At 65.4% G+C, this 17,530-nt stretch carries 18 protein-coding genes; all 18 read left to right on the plus strand.

The genetic code is table 11. The features are described 5' to 3' along the window. The first annotated feature begins 244 nt into the window (after window positions 1-244). The 18 genes from rho to murA all read left to right on the plus strand — a co-directional run bounded on the left by rho (window position 245) and on the right by murA (window position 17,219). A complete protein-coding gene (gene rho / locus ACFWVD_RS24535) occupies window positions 245-2,296 on the plus strand; it encodes a transcription termination factor Rho (protein ID WP_379246546.1) in 2,052 nt (683 codons plus the stop codon). A 220-nt stretch (window positions 2,297-2,516) separates the two neighbouring features. After that, entirely contained in the window at window positions 2,517-2,753 is a 237-nt protein-coding gene (rpmE, locus tag ACFWVD_RS24540; RefSeq protein WP_379246548.1) for a 50S ribosomal protein L31, read from the plus strand. Between the two features lie 99 nt (window positions 2,754-2,852). After that, entirely contained in the window at window positions 2,853-3,923 is a 1,071-nt protein-coding gene (gene prfA / locus ACFWVD_RS24545; protein WP_379246550.1) for a peptide chain release factor 1, read from the plus strand. 106 nt (window positions 3,924-4,029) lie between these two features. After that, window positions 4,030-4,905 (plus strand): peptide chain release factor N(5)-glutamine methyltransferase, encoded by an 876-nt coding sequence (gene prmC / locus ACFWVD_RS24550; protein WP_379246552.1) that lies wholly within the window; start codon window positions 4,030-4,032, stop codon window positions 4,903-4,905. A 10-nt stretch (window positions 4,906-4,915) separates the two neighbouring features. Continuing rightward, window positions 4,916-5,581, plus strand: coding sequence for an L-threonylcarbamoyladenylate synthase (locus tag ACFWVD_RS24555; protein ID WP_379246554.1), 666 nt, complete (start codon window positions 4,916-4,918; stop codon window positions 5,579-5,581). Window positions 5,582-5,594: 13 nt separating this feature from the next. Continuing rightward, the gene (locus tag ACFWVD_RS24560; protein WP_379246556.1) at window positions 5,595-6,725 is read left to right on the plus strand and encodes an MraY family glycosyltransferase; all 1,131 of its coding nucleotides are present in this window, start codon (window positions 5,595-5,597) and stop codon (window positions 6,723-6,725) included. Window positions 6,726-6,753: 28 nt separating this feature from the next. After that, the gene (locus tag ACFWVD_RS24565) at window positions 6,754-7,212 is read left to right on the plus strand and encodes a hypothetical protein (protein ID WP_379246558.1); all 459 of its coding nucleotides are present in this window, start codon (window positions 6,754-6,756) and stop codon (window positions 7,210-7,212) included. A 285-nt stretch (window positions 7,213-7,497) separates the two neighbouring features. Further along, a complete protein-coding gene (gene atpB, locus ACFWVD_RS24570) occupies window positions 7,498-8,352 on the plus strand; it encodes a F0F1 ATP synthase subunit A (protein ID WP_379246560.1) in 855 nt (284 codons plus the stop codon). Between the two features lie 72 nt (window positions 8,353-8,424). Then, window positions 8,425-8,673, plus strand: coding sequence for an ATP synthase F0 subunit C (locus ACFWVD_RS24575; protein WP_379246562.1), 249 nt, complete (start codon window positions 8,425-8,427; stop codon window positions 8,671-8,673). Between the two features lie 5 nt (window positions 8,674-8,678). After that, complete coding sequence (locus tag ACFWVD_RS24580) at window positions 8,679-9,236, plus strand: F0F1 ATP synthase subunit B (protein WP_379246564.1); 558 nt, start codon at window positions 8,679-8,681, stop codon at window positions 9,234-9,236. 19 nt (window positions 9,237-9,255) lie between these two features. After that, on the plus strand, window positions 9,256-10,068 hold the full coding sequence (locus tag ACFWVD_RS24585; RefSeq protein ID WP_379246566.1) for a F0F1 ATP synthase subunit delta: 813 nt from the start codon (window positions 9,256-9,258) through the stop codon (window positions 10,066-10,068). A 66-nt stretch (window positions 10,069-10,134) separates the two neighbouring features. Further along, on the plus strand, window positions 10,135-11,775 hold the full coding sequence (gene atpA, locus ACFWVD_RS24590) for a F0F1 ATP synthase subunit alpha (protein ID WP_379239361.1): 1,641 nt from the start codon (window positions 10,135-10,137) through the stop codon (window positions 11,773-11,775). A gap of 59 nt (window positions 11,776-11,834) precedes the next feature. After that, complete coding sequence (locus ACFWVD_RS24595; protein WP_379239362.1) at window positions 11,835-12,806, plus strand: F0F1 ATP synthase subunit gamma; 972 nt, start codon at window positions 11,835-11,837, stop codon at window positions 12,804-12,806. A gap of 25 nt (window positions 12,807-12,831) precedes the next feature. Continuing rightward, window positions 12,832-14,280 (plus strand): F0F1 ATP synthase subunit beta, encoded by a 1,449-nt coding sequence (gene atpD, locus ACFWVD_RS24600; RefSeq protein ID WP_379239363.1) that lies wholly within the window; start codon window positions 12,832-12,834, stop codon window positions 14,278-14,280. A 6-nt stretch (window positions 14,281-14,286) separates the two neighbouring features. Further along, entirely contained in the window at window positions 14,287-14,664 is a 378-nt protein-coding gene (locus tag ACFWVD_RS24605) for a F0F1 ATP synthase subunit epsilon (protein ID WP_379246568.1), read from the plus strand. A gap of 190 nt (window positions 14,665-14,854) precedes the next feature. After that, window positions 14,855-15,283, plus strand: a complete 429-nt coding sequence (locus ACFWVD_RS24610) for a DUF2550 domain-containing protein (RefSeq protein WP_379246570.1) — start codon at window positions 14,855-14,857, stop codon at window positions 15,281-15,283. Further along, window positions 15,280-15,858, plus strand: a complete 579-nt coding sequence (locus ACFWVD_RS24615) for a cob(I)yrinic acid a,c-diamide adenosyltransferase (RefSeq protein ID WP_379246572.1) — start codon at window positions 15,280-15,282, stop codon at window positions 15,856-15,858. The genes ACFWVD_RS24610 and ACFWVD_RS24615 overlap by 4 nt, the downstream gene beginning before the upstream one ends. Before the next feature lie 80 nt (window positions 15,859-15,938). Further along, on the plus strand, window positions 15,939-17,219 hold the full coding sequence (murA, locus tag ACFWVD_RS24620; RefSeq protein WP_379246574.1) for a UDP-N-acetylglucosamine 1-carboxyvinyltransferase: 1,281 nt from the start codon (window positions 15,939-15,941) through the stop codon (window positions 17,217-17,219). The last annotated feature ends 311 nt before the right edge of the window (window positions 17,220-17,530 follow it).

The raw sequence follows: 17,530 nt of genomic DNA on the forward strand, positions 1-17,530 counted from the left end.
TCTGGTGGCGAAGCCTCCGGTCTTCCGCGGCGGGTAGTACGGCACAGGCGTCGAACATGGACGCATAATCCGAGCTCGGCATATGTTGCCGGGTCTACGGAACGGAACCCTCGAATCAGCGCAAGGCATTCGAGGGAAGGAAAGGACTTCCGTGACAGAAACGGACCTGCTCGCGACACCCGGGGTGGATTCCAACCCTACGAACTCGGGCAGCCGCGAAAGTGAATCCGGACAGATTTCGAAAATGAGCGAACACACCGACGTCGCACGATCGGGGCTGACTGGAATGCTGTTGCCGCAGTTGCGCGCACTGGCGGGGGAGCTCGGTATCCGAGGCACCTCCGGAATGCGTAAGGGCGATCTCATCGCCGCTATCAAGGAAAATCAGGCCGGTGCGCCCGCTCGCGGCGACAAGCGCACCGAGACCGCCGCGCCTGTCGTGAACGACGCGCCCGCCAAGTCCGAAGCGCCCAAGGCCGCCAAGGCTGACAAGCCGGTCGAGGCCGTCGAGGTCAAGGCCGCGCAGGCTCCGGTCGAGCAGGTCAAGGCCGAGCCGGCCAAGGCCGAGCCGGCCAAGACCGAGCCTGCCAAGACCGAGCAGGTCAAGACCGATGCCCCCGCCGAAGCCGGTGAGGATTCCGGTCGCGAGAGCGGTCAGCGTGGTCGTGGCAGGCAGCGTCGTGGGCGTGACCAGGGCCGTTCCGGTGGTGGCGACAACGCTTCCGCCGAGAACCGCAACGCGTCCGCCGACAACCGCAACGCGGGCGGCGACAACCGGGCCGACAATCGCGCCGAGGAGCCCAAGCAGGCAGACAAGGCCGAGGGTGGCGACTCCGGCGATCGTCGACGCGAGCGTGGCGACCGCAATGGTGCCGAGCGTGGCGAGCGCAACGACCGTAATGGCAACGATCGCGGCGGCAACAACCGTGGCGAGCGTAATCAGAACGAGCGCAACCAGAATCAGGGCTCCAACGGCAACAACGCCGGCGGCAATCGCGGACCCCGCGACGACCGTGGTGACGACGACGAGGAAGGCGGCCGCGGTCGCCGGGGACGTCGGTTCCGTGAGCGTCGTCGTGGTCGCGACCGCGACGGTGGTCCGGTGGGCAACGGCCCGACCGAGGCCCGCGATTACGACATTCGCGAGGACGACGTCCTGCAGCCGGTCGCCGGCATCCTCGATGTCCTCGACAACTACGCGTTCGTGCGGACGTCGGGCTACCTCGCAGGCCCCAACGACGTGTACGTGTCGATGAACCTGGTGCGCAAGAACGGCCTTCGCCGCGGTGACGCGATCACCGGTGCGGTGCGTGCCCCGCGCGACGGCGAGCAGAACAACCAGCGTCAGAAATTCGACCCGCTGGTTCGACTGGACACCGTCAACGGTGGCGATCTGGATGCGGCGCGTCGACGTCCGGACTTCCAGAAGCTCACCCCGCTGTACCCGAACGAGCGCCTGCGCCTGGAAACCGCGCAGAACAAGCTCACCACGCGCGTGATCGACCTGATCATGCCGATCGGTAAGGGTCAGCGTGCGCTGATCGTGTCCCCGCCCAAGGCGGGTAAGACCACGATCATGCAGGACATCGCCAACGCGATCTCGATCAACAACCCCGAGTGCTACCTCATGGTCGTGCTGGTCGACGAGCGTCCCGAAGAGGTCACCGATATGCAGCGTTCGGTGAAGGGTGAGGTCATCGCCTCCACCTTCGACCGCCCGCCGGGTGACCACACCTCCGTCGCCGAGCTCGCCATCGAGCGCGCCAAGCGTCTGGTGGAAATGGGCAAAGACGTTGTGGTGCTGCTGGATTCGATCACTCGATTGGGTCGTGCGTACAACAACTCGTCGCCTGCCTCGGGCCGCATCCTGTCCGGTGGTGTCGACTCGACCGCGCTGTACCCGCCCAAGCGGTTCCTGGGCGCGGCACGCAACATCGAGAACGGTGGCTCGCTCACCATCATCGCCACGGCGATGGTGGAGACCGGTTCCACCGGCGACACGGTGATCTTCGAGGAGTTCAAGGGCACCGGCAACGCCGAGCTCAAGCTCGACCGCAAGATCGCCGAACGTCGCGTGTTCCCCGCGGTGGACATCAACCCGTCGAGCACCCGGCACGATGAACTGCTGCTGTCGCCCGACGAGATGGCCGTGGTGCACAAGCTGCGTCGCGTGCTGTCGGGTCTGGATTCGCACCAGGCGATCGATCTGCTGATGGATCGTCTGCGCAAGTCCAAGAACAACCTCGAGTTCTTGATGACGGTCTCCAAGACCGCACCGAGCGCTCTGGACGAGTGATCGTCTAGAACTACGACAAGGGCTCCGCTTCGGCGGGGCCCTTGCTGTATTTCGGGGAACAAAGCTGAGGTGGGGGGTGTTCTCAGTGGGTGCGGCCTGATCTGGCATACTGGACCGCTGTGTGTCTGCGAGGTTTCGCAGACTCCCGCCTAGTCGGTTCCGGTTCACGTACCCCACTTCTTGGGGATACGACCCGGCGACCATTATCGAGAGGACGCCCATGAAGGCAGGAATCCACCCCACGTATGTCGAGACCACCGTTGTGTGTGGTTGCGGCAACACCTTCCAGACGCACTCCACCAAGGAGTCCGGCCAGATCTCGGTCGAGGTCTGCTCGCAGTGCCACCCGTTCTACACGGGCAAGCAGAAGATCCTCGACACCGGCGGCCGCGTTGCTCGCTTCGAGGCTCGCTACGGCAAGCGCCCCGGTGCCAAGAAGACCGAAGACGCTTCCTAGTTACCTCCCCCGACGCCCGGTACTGCTTCTGCAGGCCGGGCGTCGGTGGTTTCTCTGCCCGAGGTCATTCGCTTTTTCGCACAAAATAAGGAACTTCACGTGACGCAGCCGTCTGCCATCGACGACATCCTCGCCGAATACGCGGGTCTGGAGATGCAGCTCGCCGATCCGTCGTTGCACAACGACACCGGAGCGGCGCGGCGTGTTGGTAAGCGGTTTGCCGAGTTGGCGCCCGTGATGTCGACCTATCGCAAGCTCGAGGCCGTCCGCGATGATCTCGAGGCCGCTCGTGAGCTGGCTTCCGATGATTCTTCTTTCGCCGCCGAAGTGCCCGGACTCGAGGCGCAACAGGTCGAACTCGAGCAGGCGCTGGCCGATCTGCTCGCCCCGCGTGACCCGCACGACGGTGACGACGTGGTGCTCGAGGTGAAGTCCGGCGAAGGTGGCGAGGAATCGGCGTTGTTCGCCGCCGATCTGGCGCGCATGTACATCCGGTACGCCGAGCGGCACGGGTGGAAGGTGGAGACGCTGGATGTCACCTATTCCGACCTGGGCGGATACAAGGACGCGACGCTGTCGATCAAGAGCAAGGACGCCGCGCGCGACGGTGTGTGGTCGCGATTCAAGTTCGAGGGCGGGGTGCACCGGGTGCAGCGCGTGCCGGTGACCGAATCGCAGGGCCGCATCCATACCTCCGCCGCCGGCGTGCTGATCTACCCGGAGCCCGACGAGGTCGAGCAGGTGCAGATCGACGAAACCGACCTGCGCATCGACGTCTACCGGTCGTCGGGCAAGGGCGGCCAGGGCGTCAACACCACCGACTCCGCCGTTCGCATCACCCACCTGCCCTCGGGCATCGTGGTGACCTGCCAGAACGAGCGTTCGCAGCTGCAGAACAAGGCGCGCGCGATGCAGGTGCTGGCCGCGCGACTGCAGGCGCTGGCCGAGGAACAGGCCGACCAGGAAGCCGCCGCCGGGCGCGCGAGCCAGATCCGCACGGTCGACCGTTCCGAACGCATCCGCACCTACAACTTCCCGGAGAACCGGATCGCCGACCACCGCATCGGCTTCAAATCGCACAATCTCGACGCCGTGCTCGACGGCGAGCTGGACCCGCTGCTGGACGCGCTGGGCAAGGCGGACCGCGACGCGCGCATGGCCGCGGAGTAACCGACATGAGCAGCCCGCAGTCGGTCGCGTGCCAGACCAGTTCCGGTGTGCGAGGTCGGTACCGTGACGCCGTCGCGTCGGGCACGCGGGCATTCGGAGCAATTCGATGACCGAACGTCTGCGATTGCGTCCGCTGATCGTCGAAGCCGCCGCGCGGTTGGCCGAGGCGGGCGTCGGTTCGCCTATGCCCGACGCGGAGAACCTGGCCGCCCATGTGCTGGACACCCAGCGCATGAGGTTGGCCTTGATCCCGATGGTCGAGCCGGAGGTCGCCGACCGCTACCGGGCATTGATCGAACAGCGCGCCGCGCGAATTCCCTTGCAGCACTTGACCGGAACCGCACCGATGGGCGAAATCGACCTGGCCGTGGGCCCCGGCGTGTTCGTCCCCCGCCCGGAAACCGAGCTGCTGTTCGCGTGGGCGCTGGCCTACCTCGAGACGCTGCCGCACGATCACGCGCCGATCGTGGTCGACCTGTGCACCGGTTCGGGCGCCCTGGCCCTCGCGCTTGCGCACGCCCGCCCCGACGCCCAGGTCCACGCCGTGGAACTGGACCCCGACGCCATCATCTGGGCCCGTCGCAACGCCGACTCCCGCATCGCCGCCGGCGACACCCCCATCACCCTGCACGCCGACGACGTCACCGACGAAACACTGCTCACCCCCCTGAAGGGCACCGTCGACTTGGTCGTCTCCAACCCGCCCTACGTCCCCGAAGCGGCCGTCCTCGATCCCGAGGTAGCCGACCACGACCCGCACCGCGCCCTGTTCGGCGGGCCGGACGGCCTCGACGTGATCCGCGCGATGGTCCCCACGATCGCCCGCTTGCTGCGCCCTCGCGGCGCGACGGCGATCGAGCACGACGACACCAACGGTGGGGGAGTAGCGGCACTGTTGCGTTCGGCCGGTTTCAACGACGTCACCGAACACCCCGACCTCGCAGGCAAGCCCCGCTTCGTCGTTGCCAGTCAACATCCCTAGGATAAGCCCCGTGAGTACCGTCTACGACTGTGCCGAGGCCGATTCGCGGGCCGCCGGAGTCACCGCCGCAACCAGCGCGCTGAAGTCCGGCAGGTTGGTCGTGATGCCTACCGACACGCTCTACGGCCTGGCCGCCGACGCGTTCGATTCCGCCGCGGTGAGCGATCTGCTCGCGGCCAAGCGACGCGGGCGCGATATGCCGGTGCCGGTGCTGGTCGGGTCGTGGCACACCATCGACGGACTGGTGTTCTCGGTGCGGCCGCAGGCGCGGGAACTGATCCGCGCGTTCTGGCCCGGTGCCCTGAGTCTTGTTGTGCAAGCGGCACCTTCGCTGGCCTGGGACCTCGGCGATACCCGGGGGACCGTGATGTTGCGGATGCCGTTGCATCCGGTGGCGTTGGAACTGTTGCGTGAAGTGGGGCCGCTGGCGGTATCCAGTGCCAATGTCTCGGGGCAGCCGCCCGCCACCACCGCCGCGGAAGCGCGCGAGCAGCTGGGGTCGCTGGCGAGCGTGTATCTCGACGGTGGTCCGGCCGAGCACGCCGTGGCCTCGACGATCGTGGATCTCACCGCGGATCAGCCGCGGGTGTTGCGGGAAGGTGCTGTGTCGGTGGCCGATATCGCGGAGGTGCTGGGCATGGCGCCCGAAGCCCTGACCACCGCCGCGCAGCGGTGATCGCACGCCACTGATGAGTTCAGTCGTTCCCCTGCGCGAGCTGTTGCTCGTGCTGCTGGTCTCGGCCACGGTGACCTTCTTGGCCACCGGCGGCGTGCGAGTGCTGGCCATCGCGTTCGGCGCGGTCGCGGTGCCGCGCGAGCGTGACGTGCACGTGAAGCCGGTGCCGCGCATGGGCGGTGTCGGCATGTACATCGGCGTGGTCGCCGCGGTGCTGTTCGCGCACCAATTGCCCGCGCTGCGAAGAGGTTTCGACTACGCCCCCGATATTCCGGCGGTGCTGGTGGCCGCCACGATCATCGTGCTGGTCGGCATCGTCGACGACCGGTGGGGCCTGGACGCGCTCACCAAATTCGTCGGACAGATCACCGCGGCCGGCGTGATGGCCGTGATGGGCCTGAGTTGGTACGTGATCTACAACCCGTTCAACGACACCACCGTGGTGCTGGACGCACTGCAGGGCGGTCTCGTCACCGTCGCCATCACCGTCACCCTGGTGAATGCGATGAATTTCGTGGACGGTTTGGACGGACTGGCCGCGGGTCTGGGATTGATCTGCGCGACCGCTGTTTTCGTGTTCTCCATCGGTTTGCTCTACGACCAGGGCGGCTCGGTGGACACCTATCCGCCCGCGTTGCTGGCCGCCGCACTGGCAGGCGCGTGCCTGGGATTTCTGCCACACAATTTCTCGCCCGCCCGAATATTCATGGGCGATACCGGTTCGATGATGATCGGTTTGATCTTGGCGGCGGTTTCCACCGGTGCTTCGGGTCGAATTCCGCTGCAGGGTTACGGCCCGCGTGACATTGTCGGCCTGTTGTCCCCACTGTTGCTGGTGGGCGCGGTGATGTTCATTCCGGTGCTGGATCTGTTGCTGGCGATCGTGCGCCGGGTGCGCGCGGGCGTGAGTTTTTCCACACCGGACAAAATGCATCTGCATCACCGATTGCTACAGATCGGACATTCGCACCGTCGCGTGGTCCTGCTGATCTATTTATGGGTCGGTGTGCTGGCTTTCGGCGCGGTGGGAACCTCGCTGATGGATCGGCGTCTGGTTGTCCTGCTGGTGGCGGGCGGATTGGTGTTCGCGCTGGTAGTGACCGCGATCCCCTCGATAAGACGGACAGAGTCGGCCAAACAGTGAGATCGGCGCGCAAGGTAAAGTTCGGCGCGTGAGCTTTACACCCGAACCCGTGCCCGGCCCCGATGCCCCCCTGCGCGCCGCCCTGCGTTACGGCCTGATCGGCCTCGGCGTGCTCGTGGTCGTCTCGGTGGCGATCGCCGCCGCGGTGGCCGGGATGCCCGGCCTGTGGGGCGCGCTGCTGGGCTCCGCGATCGGTGGCGGGTTCATTCTCACCACGGTCGTGGCGGTCCTGATCGGCGCCAAGCTGCCGCCGACCATGGCCGGTGCGGTCATGCTGGTCAGCTGGGTCGGCAAGATGCTGGTGGCGCTGTTGGTCATCGTGGTGCTGAACCAGTTCGACTTCTACAGCAGGCCCGCACTGTTCTTTACCGTGGTGGGAGCCCTGCTGATCGTGCTGGGCGCGGAGACGTACGGCGTTGTGAGCCAGAAGGTTCCGTACGTCACGACACGCGCGGGAGACGGCGAAACGGCTTCCGAGCAGGAATAATCCAACCCAGCTACACACTGTCGTAGATAGCTTGGTAAAGTGTTGGTAAGCAAGCACCCAAGCTAGAGGCGCAACCCGACGAACTCGGGGCAATGCCTCGGGTTGCCAGGGGGGATCATCGAGATCCCACCCGGTGCCGCTATGCTTACTGCCGATCCGGGTGGAATGTGCCCGGTTGAAGCATGTCGACGATGTCGCCGACGCCCGATCAGTAGCAGTACGGGTTACACCGTACGAGCGGCTGTCGAATTTCGAGCCGACCAGAGTCGACCCCATTGATCGTCAATGTCCGATCGAACCGCGGGAATGACCGTCGTACCCGCGGCCCGAACACGGGAGAGAACGCTGAGCGTCATCACTTTGGCGGCGGGCGAGTTTCACGCGCCATCGCTGTCCGACTTCTACCCTCCAGCAGTGCTGTTCGCGGGGACGCCGTTCGAACTCGATCGCCTGATGCTGGTCCGCCTATTGATGACCGCCGTTCTGGTGGCCGTCTTCGTGCTGGCTTTCCGGTCGCCGAAGATCGTGCCCCGCGGCCTGCAGAACGTGATGGAAGCCGGTGTGGTTTTCGTCAAGGAGCAGATCGCCGACGAGGTCCTCGGTAAGGAAACCGGCAAGAAGTTCCTGCCGCTGCTCGCGACGATTTTCTTCACGGTTCTGTTCCTGAACTTCTCCGGTGTGATTCCCGGGTTGAACATCTCGTCCAACGCGCGCATCGGCATGCCGATCGTCCTGGCCGCGATCGTGTACATCACGTACAACTACGTCGGCATCCGGAAGTACGGATTCTTCTCCTACATCCGCCACAGCATCGTCGTGCCCGACGTGCCGGTCGCGCTGCACGTGCTGCTGATCCCGATCGAGTTCATCTCGACCTTCATCCTGCGCCCGTTCACGCTGACCGTGCGTCTTCTGGCCAACATGCTGGCCGGCCACATCATGCTGGTGCTGTTCTTCAGCGCGACCTGGTACTTCCTGTTCGATGCCACCGCGTGGATGAAGGTCTTCTCGCCCTTCTCGCTGCTGGCCGGCATCGGCTTCACGCTGTTCGAGCTGCTGGTGATCTTCCTGCAGGCCTACGTTTTCGCGCTGCTGACCGCCGTGTACATCGGCCAGTCGCAGCACGCTGCCGACCACTGACCTGACTGACCAACGACCGGAAACCTGCTACACACGCCGACCGGCGGGTGAGCAACAGAAAGGGAAAGATTCATGAGCCTCGCTTACCTGGCCCAGGAAGCCGCGACCACCGAGAGCACCTTCAAGGGCTTCGGTGCCCTCGGCTACGGTCTCGCCGCGATCGGCCCCGGCATCGGCGTGGGTATCGTCGTCGGTAAGGCCATCGAAGGCATCGCGCGTCAGCCCGAGCTGTCCGGCCAGATCCGCACCACCATGTTCCTCGGTATCGCGTTCACCGAGGCGCTGGCGCTGATCGGCCTCGTCGCCGGCTTCATCTTCTGATTCCGATGCGCGAAATCATCACGCTCGCAGCCGAGGGTGGAGAGGATGTGAATCCTCTCCTCCCCGCAACGTACGACATCGTCTGGTCGATCGTCTGCGTCGTCATCATCGGCGTGCTCTTCTGGAAATACGTGATCCCGCGTGTGACCAAGACACTCGAAGAGCGCACGGACAAGATCGAAGGCGGTATCGCCAGGGCCGAAGCAGCCCAGGCCGAGGCGCAGCACACGCTGGAGCAGTACCAGCAGCAGCTCGCCGACGCCCGGCTCGAGGCCGCACGTATCCGCGAGGATGCGCGCACCCAGGGCGCACAGATCCTGGCGCAGATGCGCACGGACGCCCAGGCCGAAAGCGACCGCATCGTCGCCGCCGGTCACACCCAGCTGGAAGCCCAGCGCCAGCAGATCCTGACGGAGCTGCGTTCCGAGGTCGGCCGTACGGCCGTCGACCTGGCCGAGAAGATCATCGGTCAGTCTGTTTCGGACGAAGCCAAGCAGGCGGCGTCGATCGACAAGTTCCTCAGCGAACTCGACGACACCAACTCCATCGGGGTCGGAAGGTAGCGACGCGAAAGTGAGAAGCATGTACGCAGCGAGCCGTGAGGCCAGTACCCGGTCTCGCGAGGCGCTTCGGGTCGCCCTGACCGGAAGCGAAACTGTTGCGGCCACAACGGGGTCGGAACTGTTCGCCGTTGTCGCCGTGCTGGACGACCAGCGTTCGCTGCGTGTGGCGCTCGCGGACTCCTCGGTGCCGGGTTCGGCGCGCGCTGAACTCAGCGAACGGGTCTTCGGCGGCAAGGTCAGCGCTGCCACGCAGGCAGTGCTGACCACCGCGGTGGCTCAGAACTGGTCACGCACCCGCGACCTGGTCGACACCCTGGTGCTGCTGGGGCAGGAGGCTCTGCTGGAGTCCGCTGCTGTCGGTGGGCGTCAGGACGCGGTGGAGGACGAGCTGTTCCGGCTCGGACGCATCGTCGCCGACAATCCGAAGCTGGAACAGGCACTGTCCGACCAGGGAAAGCCCGCTTCGGCGCGGCGCGAACTGATCGTGCGGTTGCTCACCGGCAAGGCCGAGCCGGTCACCCTGGCGTTGGCCGAGCAGGCGGTCACCCGGCTGCGGACCAACAACATCGGCGTCTCCCTCGACGCCCTGTCCGATCTGGCGGCGGCACGTCGTGACCAGATCGTCGCCCACGTGAACTCGGCAGTCGAGCTGAACGATCAGCAGAAGGAGAAGCTGTCGGCTTCCCTGCAGCGGATCTATGGCAAGGCCGTCACCGTGCACGTGCAGGTCGACCCGACGCTGCTGAGCGGCGTCGTCGTCCGCGTCGGAGACGACGTGATCGACGGCAGCGCCACCGGCCGACTGGAGAAGCTGCGCCGCGCGCTGTCCTGACAAGGGCCCGCACACAGCAACTTCCCAACCCCCGACATTCGAGACCACAGCGAGAGCAGGAACAACATGGCGGAGCTGACGATCTCCTCCGACGAGATCCGTAGCGCGATCGAGAGCTACACCCAGAGCTACACCCCGGAAACCTCCATCGAAGAAGTCGGCCTCGTGACCGATACCGGCGACGGTATCGCCCACGTCAGCGGTCTGCCTTCGGCGATGGCCAACGAGCTGCTCGAGTTCCCCGGCGGGGTTCTCGGCGTCGCGCTGAACCTCGAGGACACCAACATCGGTGCCGTCATCCTCGGCGAGTACGCCTCGCTCGAGGAGGGCCAGCAGGTCCGTCGCACCGGCGACGTGCTCTCGGTTCCCGTGGGTGACAAGTTCCTCGGTCGCGTCGTCAACCCGCTCGGCCAGCCGATCGACGGCCTGGGCGAGATCGAGTCCGACGAGCGCCGCGTGCTGGAGCTGCAGGCCGCGTCCGTGCTGGAACGTCAGCCGGTCGAAGAGCCGCTGGCCACCGGTATCACCGCGATCGACGCGCTGACGGCCATCGGCCGCGGCCAGCGTCAGCTGATCATCGGCGACCGCAAGACCGGCAAGACCGCCGTCGCGATCGACGCGATCCTGAACCAGAAGGCGAACTGGGAAACCGGCGACGTCAACAAGCAGGTTCGCTGCATCTACGTCGCGATCGGCCAGAAGGGCTCCACCATCGCGGGCGTCAAGTCCGCGCTCGAGGAGCACGGCGCGATGGAGTACACCACCATCGTGGCCGCCCCCGCGTCCGACTCGGCCGGCTTCAAGTGGCTGGCTCCGTACACCGGTTCGGCCATCGGCCAGCACTGGATGTACCAGGGCAAGCACGTCCTCATCGTGTTCGACGACCTGACCAAGCAGGCCGAGGCGTACCGCGCCATCTCGCTGCTGCTGCGTCGTCCGCCGGGCCGCGAGGCCTACCCCGGTGACGTGTTCTACCTGCACTCCCGCCTGCTGGAGCGTTGCGCGAAGCTGTCCGACGCCATGGGCGGCGGCTCGATGACCGGTCTGCCGATCATCGAGACCAAGGCCAACGACGTCTCGGCGTTCATCCCGACCAACGTCATCTCCATCACCGACGGCCAGGTCTTCCTCGAGTCCGACCTGTTCAACAAGGGCGTCCGCCCGGCGATCAACGTCGGTACCTCGGTCTCCCGTGTCGGTGGCGCAGCCCAGACCAAGGCCATGAAGAAGGTCGCCGGTTCGCTGCGTCTGGAAATGGCGCAGTACCGCGAGCTGGAGGCGTTCTCCGCCTTCGCCTCCGACCTCGACGCCGCGTCGCTGGCGCAGCTCGAGCGTGGCGCCCGCTGGGTCGAGCTGCTCAAGCAGGACCAGTACTCGCCGGTCTCGGTCGAGGATCAGGTCGTCTCGATCTACCTGGTCGACGCCGGTTTCTACGAGTCGGTGCCCGTCGAAGACGTGCGTCGCTTCACCGCCGAGCTGCTCGAGTACCTGCACGGCGCGACCCAGAGCTCGTTCGACGCGCTCGAGGGTGGCAAGAAGCCGCTGGCCGGCGAAGCCGCCGACGCGATCAAGGCCGAGACCGAGAAGTTCAAGCAGGGCTTCCTGGATTCGAACGGCAAGCGCATCGTGAACGAGGCCGCCGCGGGCGAGCTCGACCACGAAGAGGTCGAGTCGCTGTCGGTCACTCGCAAGCACGTCGACAAGTAAGCCGGGTTCATGATGTCGGCAATTTCCGATCTGACGAATGAGGGGAGTGTGAACCGCTAGTGGCTAGTTTGCGCGAATTGCGCTCCCGCATTCGTGGTGTGAATTCGATCAAGAAGATCACCAAGGCTCAGGAACTGATCGCGACCTCGCGAATTTCCAAGGCCCAGGCCAGGGTTGCGGCTGCCAAGCCGTACGCCGAGGAGATCACCAAGGTCCTCGGCGAACTGGCGAGCGCTTCGAAGAACCTGTCGCACCCGCTGCTGACCGAGCGTCCCAACGCTCGTCGGGCCGCTGTCCTGGTGATCACCAGTGACAGCGGTATGTGCGGTGGCTACAACTCGAACGTGCTCAAGCGCGCCGAAGAGCTCATGACCACGCTGCGTGGCGACGGCAAAGAACCTGTTGTGTACGTGATGGGCAGCAAGGGCATCACCTACTACCGGTTCCGCAACCGTGCGCTGCAGGCATCGTGGTTCGGGTTCTCTCAGCAGCCCAAGTACACCGATGCGTCGTCCGCGTGCAAGCACCTGGTCGAGGCCTTCATGGCCGGCTCCGACGGCGAAGTCGAATCGCTGGACGGCACCGGAACCATCGAGGGTGTCGACGAGCTGCACATCGTGTACACGAAGTTCGTGTCGATGCTGACCCAGACCCCGGAGGTGCGTCGTCTGGCGCCGATCCAGGTCAGCTTCGTCGACGAGAACTACGAACTCGGCGACGACATCATGTCGGACGCGCCGAACGTGGTGGTGTCGGCACAGTACGAGTTCGAGCCGGATGCCGACGTGCTGCTGGGGGCTCTGCTGCCCAAGTACGTCAACACACGCATCTACGCAGCGTTGCTCGAGGCAGCGGCATCCGAGTCCGCGGCTCGGCGCACCGCAATGAAGGCGGCCACCGATAACGCCAACGAGCTGGCCAATGTGCTCCAGCGCGAGGCGAACTCGGTGCGTCAGGCCCAGATCACGCAGGAAATCAGCGAAATCGTCGGCGGCGTCAATGCGCTGGCGTCGAGCTCGGACCGCGACTAAACGCGCAGGAAGTGAATCCAAACCAATGACCGCAGCTGTCACTAAGGACAACGCGAGCCAGGTGGGCGAAACCGCCGGCCGGGTCGTCCGTGTCATCGGCCCCGTCGTGGACGTCGAGTTCCCGCGTGGTGCCATCCCCGAGCTCTTCAACGCTCTGCACACCGACATCAAGCTCGCGTCGGTGGCCAAGACCCTGACCCTCGAGGTCGCTCAGCACCTCGGCGACAACATCGTGCGCACCATCTCGATGCAGCCGACCGATGGTCTGGTCCGTGGCGCGATCGTCACCGACACGGGTAAGCCGATCTCGGTGCCCGTCGGCGACATCGTCAAGGGCCACGTGTTCAACGCGCTGGGCGACTGCCTCGACACTCCCGGCCTCGGCCGCGATGGCGAGCAGTGGGGCATCCACCGTCAGCCGCCGAGCTTCGACCAGCTCGAGGGCAAGACCGAGATCCTCGAGACCGGCGTCAAGGTCATCGACCTGCTGACCCCGTACGTCAAGGGCGGCAAGATCGGTCTGTTCGGTGGTGCCGGTGTCGGCAAGACCGTGCTGATCCAGGAGATGATCACCCGTATCGCTCGCGAGTTCTCGGGCACCTCGGTGTTCGCGGGCGTCGGTGAGCGTACCCGTGAGGGCACCGACCTCCACCTGGAAATGGAAGAGATGGGCGTCCTCCAGGACACCGCCCTAGTCTTCGGCCAGATGGACGAGCCGCCGGGCACGCGTATGCGTGTCGCCCTGTCCGCGCTGACGATGGCGGAGTACTTCCGCGACGTCAAGGGCCAGGACGTGCTGCTGTTCATCGACAACATCTTCCGTTTCACCCAGGCCGGTTCCGAGGTCTCGACCCTGCTGGGTCGCATGCCTTCGGCCGTGGGTTACCAGCCGACGCTGGCGGACGAGATGGGTCAGCTCCAGGAGCGCATCACCTCGACCAAGGGTCGCTCGATCACCTCGCTGCAGGCGATCTACGTCCCCGCCGACGACTACACCGACCCGGCGCCGGCGACCACCTTCGCCCACCTGGATGCGACGACCGAGCTTTCGCGCCCGATCTCGCAGAAGGGCATCTACCCGGCCGTCGACCCGCTGACCTCGACCTCTCGTATCCTCGAGGCTTCGATCGTCGGCGAGCGCCACTTCCGGGTCGCCAACGAGGTCAAGCGGATCCTGCAGAAGTACAAGGAACTGCAGGACATCATCGCCATCCTCGGCATGGACGAGCTCTCCGAAGAGGACAAGGTCCTCGTCGGTCGCGCCCGTCGCCTGGAGAAGTTCCTGGGTCAGAACTTCATCGTCGCCGAGAAGTTCACCGGCCAGGTCGGCTCGGTCGTTCCGCTGGAACAGACCATCGACGACTTCGACCGTGTCTGCAAGGGCGAGTTCGATCACTACCCGGAGCAGGCGTTCAACTCCTGCGGTGGTCTCGACGACGTCGAGGCAGCCGCGAAGAAGATCCTCGGGAAGTAGTCCACTATGGCGGAGATGACAGTTGATCTCGTAGCTGTCGAACGCAAGCTCTGGTCCGGCCAGGCTTCGTTCGTCAGCGCGCAGACCACCGAAGGTCAGATCGGCATCATGGCGGGCCATGAGCCGCTGCTGGGTCAGCTCGTGGAAGGTGGCACGGTTTCGATCGTGACCACCGACGGCGAGCGGATCGTGGCCGCGGTGCACGGTGGCTTCTTCTCGGTCACCGCCGACACCGTGCGGGTGTTGGCCGAGTCCGCGGATCTCGCGGGCGAGGTCGACGTCGACGCGGCGCGCAAGGTGCTGTCCGACAGCACCGCCTCCGAGGTGCAGCTGCGTGCTGCCCAGGGCCAGGTGCGCGCGGTCGAAGCGACCGTCACCGACTGATCGAAGTAGAACAGCGCTGAAGCCGGCGAGGAACTTTTACAGTTCCTCGCCGGCTTCCGTTGTTTAAGGGCCCCTTTCGGGGGAAAGGCGGTCCGGGCGCAGGGCACCGTAGCGGGCGTGATTGAATGGCTGGGCAGAGGTGTCCACGACACCGGCAAGAGCGAAAGGGCGTACGGCATTGCAAACCGGGATGGTTCTGTTGATCATTCTGGTGCTCACGCTGCTGTTCGTCGCCGGTGCTTCGACCTATCGCCTGGTGATGTTGCGCCGCGGCGGCACGGCCGCGCTACTACGCACACTGCCCGCGCGCGGTGGCCAGGGCTGGCGCCACGGCCTGATCCGCTACGACGAGGATCGCCTCGTCTTCTTCAAACTCACCAGCCTGAAATTCGGTCCCGATTCCACGGTGCATCGACAGGGCCTGGAAATCGTCGAGCGTCGAGCCCCGCAGGGCGACGAGTTCGACATCATGACCGAAGACATCGTGGTGGTAGCCGTCACCGATCCGCAGAGCAAGTTCGAGCTGGCGCTCGACCGCGGTTCGATGGCGGCTTTTCTGTCCTGGGTGGAGTCGCGGCCGTCCGATCGCGCCCGCCGAACTCGCGGAGGCCCCTCATGAGCGTGCACCTGACTCGGATCTACACCCGAACCGGTGACGACGGCACGACCGGCCTTTCCGATTTCTCCCGCGTGGACAAGAACGATCCGCGGCTGATCGCGTACGCCGACTGCGACGAGGCGAACGCGGCGCTCGGCGTCGCCGTTGCTCTCGGTGCGCCCGAGCCCGCGGTGCTGGCGGTACTGCGTCAGATCCAGAACGACCTGTTCGATGCGGGCGCCGATCTGTCCACCCCCGTTGTCGCCGAACCGAAGTACCCGCCGCTGCGGATCACGCAGCCGTACATCGACCGGCTGGAAACGTGGTGTGACGAGTTCAATGACGGTCTGGCACCGCTGAATTCGTTCATTCTGCCCGGCGGCACGCCGTTGTCTGCGTTGTTGCACACCGCGCGCACCGTTGTTCGGCGCGCCGAACGCTCGGCGTGGTCCGCGGTGGCGGCACACCCCGACGACACCAGTGTGTTGCCCGCGAAATACCTCAATCGCCTCTCGGACCTGCTGTTCATCCTGAGTCGGGCCACCAATCCCGACGGTGATGTGCTGTGGCAACCCGGTGGCGGCCTGCCGCGCTGAAAGCGCTTCGCCGACGGTCGAATTGGCTTTGTTGGTGGCAGGGGCGCGTGTCGTGGCCCAACGGTCGATAAGCTGACGTGGTGAGCGAACGGTTTCTGGTCTCCGGCGGTAATCGGCTCGTCGGCGAGGTCGCGGTCGGCGGCGCGAAGAACAGCGTGCTGAAGCTGATGGCTGCCTCGTTGCTGGCCGAGGGCACGACCACCATCACCAACTGCCCCGACATCCTCGATGTCCCCCTGATGGCGGAGGTCCTGCGCGGCCTCGGCTGCGACGTGACGATCTCCGACGACGTTGGCGGCGACAACTCGGTGGTCACCATCGATACCCCCGCCGAACCCAAGTACCACGCGGATTTCCCCGCGGTGACGCAGTTCCGCGCATCGGTATGTGTGCTCGGCCCGCTGATGGCGCGCTGCAAACGCGCCGTGGTGGCGCTGCCCGGCGGCGACGCGATCGGTTCGCGACCGCTGGACATGCACCAGGCCGGCCTTCGCCTGCTCGGTGCGACCAGCTCGATCGAGCACGGCTGCGTGGTGGCGTCGGCCGAACAGCTGCAGGGTGCGCGGATCCGCCTCGACTTCCCGTCGGTGGGCGCGACCGAGAACATCCTGATGGCCGCGGTGCTGGCCGAGGGGGAGACGGTCATCGACAACGCGGCGCGCGAGCCCGACATCGTCGACCTGTGCACCATGCTCGTACAGATGGGTGCTCGGATCGAAGGTGCCGGTTCCTCGGTGCTGACCGTGCAGGGCGTGAAGAGCCTGTCGCCGACCACCCACCGGGTGATCGGCGACCGCATCGTCGCCGCCACCTGGGGGATCGCCGCCGCGATGACCACCGGCGACGTCCGGGTCACCGGCGTGAACCCCAAGCACCTGGCCCTGGTGCTGGACAAGCTGCGTTCCGCTGGCGCGCGAATCTCCTACGAGCCCAACGGCTTCCGAGTCGTGCAGGCCGAACGTCCGCGTGCGGTGAACTTCGCGACGCTGCCGTTCCCCGGCTTCCCCACCGACCTGCAGCCGATGGCCATCGGCCTGGCCGCGATCGCCGACGGCACCTCGATGATCACCGAGAACGTGTTCGAGGCGCGGTTCCGGTTCGTGGAGGAGATGATCCGGCTGGGCTCCGACGCCAGGACCGACGGTCACCATGCTGTGGTGCGCGGGATCCCGCGGCTGTCGAGCGCGCCGGTCTGGTCTTCCGACATCCGCGCGGGCGCTGGCCTGGTGCTGGCCGGCCTGGTCGCCGACGGTGTCACCGAAGTCCACGACGTCTATCACATCGACCGCGGTTACCCGAGGTTTGTGGAGCAGATGCAGGCGCTCGGGGGACAGGTCGAACGGGTAGATGTGCCGAAATAGGCCCGCTGACCAGGCGATTTGACTTCGCGTTAGTCAACACGTAACTTTATTCGAGTCAGAGCGACACGGACACCGACTCAGCCGCCAAGCGGTTGCAGACACGAGGTAGGACGTTGAGCGCCTGACTGATCATGTGTTCAGGGTTACACCGACTGGGACTTGCTTCCAGGATGGTTCCTGAGCTAAGTTTGAACTCTTGCCTCACCGAAACCCCTCCGAGAAGATGTTGGGTAGAAGTGTGTGCGTGTGTTCTTTGAGAACTCAATAGTGTGTCGATGAATGTCAGTGCCAATAATTTTTTATTGGTTCCA

Source organism: Nocardia sp. NPDC058666 (genome assembly GCF_042714895.1).
Classification (GTDB): Bacteria; Actinomycetota; Actinomycetes; order Mycobacteriales; family Mycobacteriaceae; genus Nocardia.

Coding starts and splice junctions, on each gene's coding strand:
- rho (WP_379246546.1), top strand. CDS start 245: ATGAGCGAACACACCGACGTCGCACGATCGGGGCTGACTGGAATGCTG.
- rpmE (WP_379246548.1), top strand. CDS start 2,517: ATGAAGGCAGGAATCCACCCCACGTATGTCGAGACCACCGTTGTGTGT.
- prmC (WP_379246552.1), top strand. CDS start 4,030: ATGACCGAACGTCTGCGATTGCGTCCGCTGATCGTCGAAGCCGCCGCG.
- ACFWVD_RS24560 (WP_379246556.1), top strand. CDS start 5,595: ATGAGTTCAGTCGTTCCCCTGCGCGAGCTGTTGCTCGTGCTGCTGGTC.
- atpB (WP_379246560.1), top strand. CDS start 7,498: ATGTCCGATCGAACCGCGGGAATGACCGTCGTACCCGCGGCCCGAACA.
- ACFWVD_RS24575 (WP_379246562.1), top strand. CDS start 8,425: ATGAGCCTCGCTTACCTGGCCCAGGAAGCCGCGACCACCGAGAGCACC.
- ACFWVD_RS24580 (WP_379246564.1), top strand. CDS start 8,679: ATGCGCGAAATCATCACGCTCGCAGCCGAGGGTGGAGAGGATGTGAAT.
- ACFWVD_RS24585 (WP_379246566.1), top strand. CDS start 9,256: ATGTACGCAGCGAGCCGTGAGGCCAGTACCCGGTCTCGCGAGGCGCTT.
- atpA (WP_379239361.1), top strand. CDS start 10,135: ATGGCGGAGCTGACGATCTCCTCCGACGAGATCCGTAGCGCGATCGAG.
- atpD (WP_379239363.1), top strand. CDS start 12,832: ATGACCGCAGCTGTCACTAAGGACAACGCGAGCCAGGTGGGCGAAACC.
- ACFWVD_RS24605 (WP_379246568.1), top strand. CDS start 14,287: ATGGCGGAGATGACAGTTGATCTCGTAGCTGTCGAACGCAAGCTCTGG.
- ACFWVD_RS24610 (WP_379246570.1), top strand. CDS start 14,855: ATGGTTCTGTTGATCATTCTGGTGCTCACGCTGCTGTTCGTCGCCGGT.
- ACFWVD_RS24615 (WP_379246572.1), top strand. CDS start 15,280: ATGAGCGTGCACCTGACTCGGATCTACACCCGAACCGGTGACGACGGC.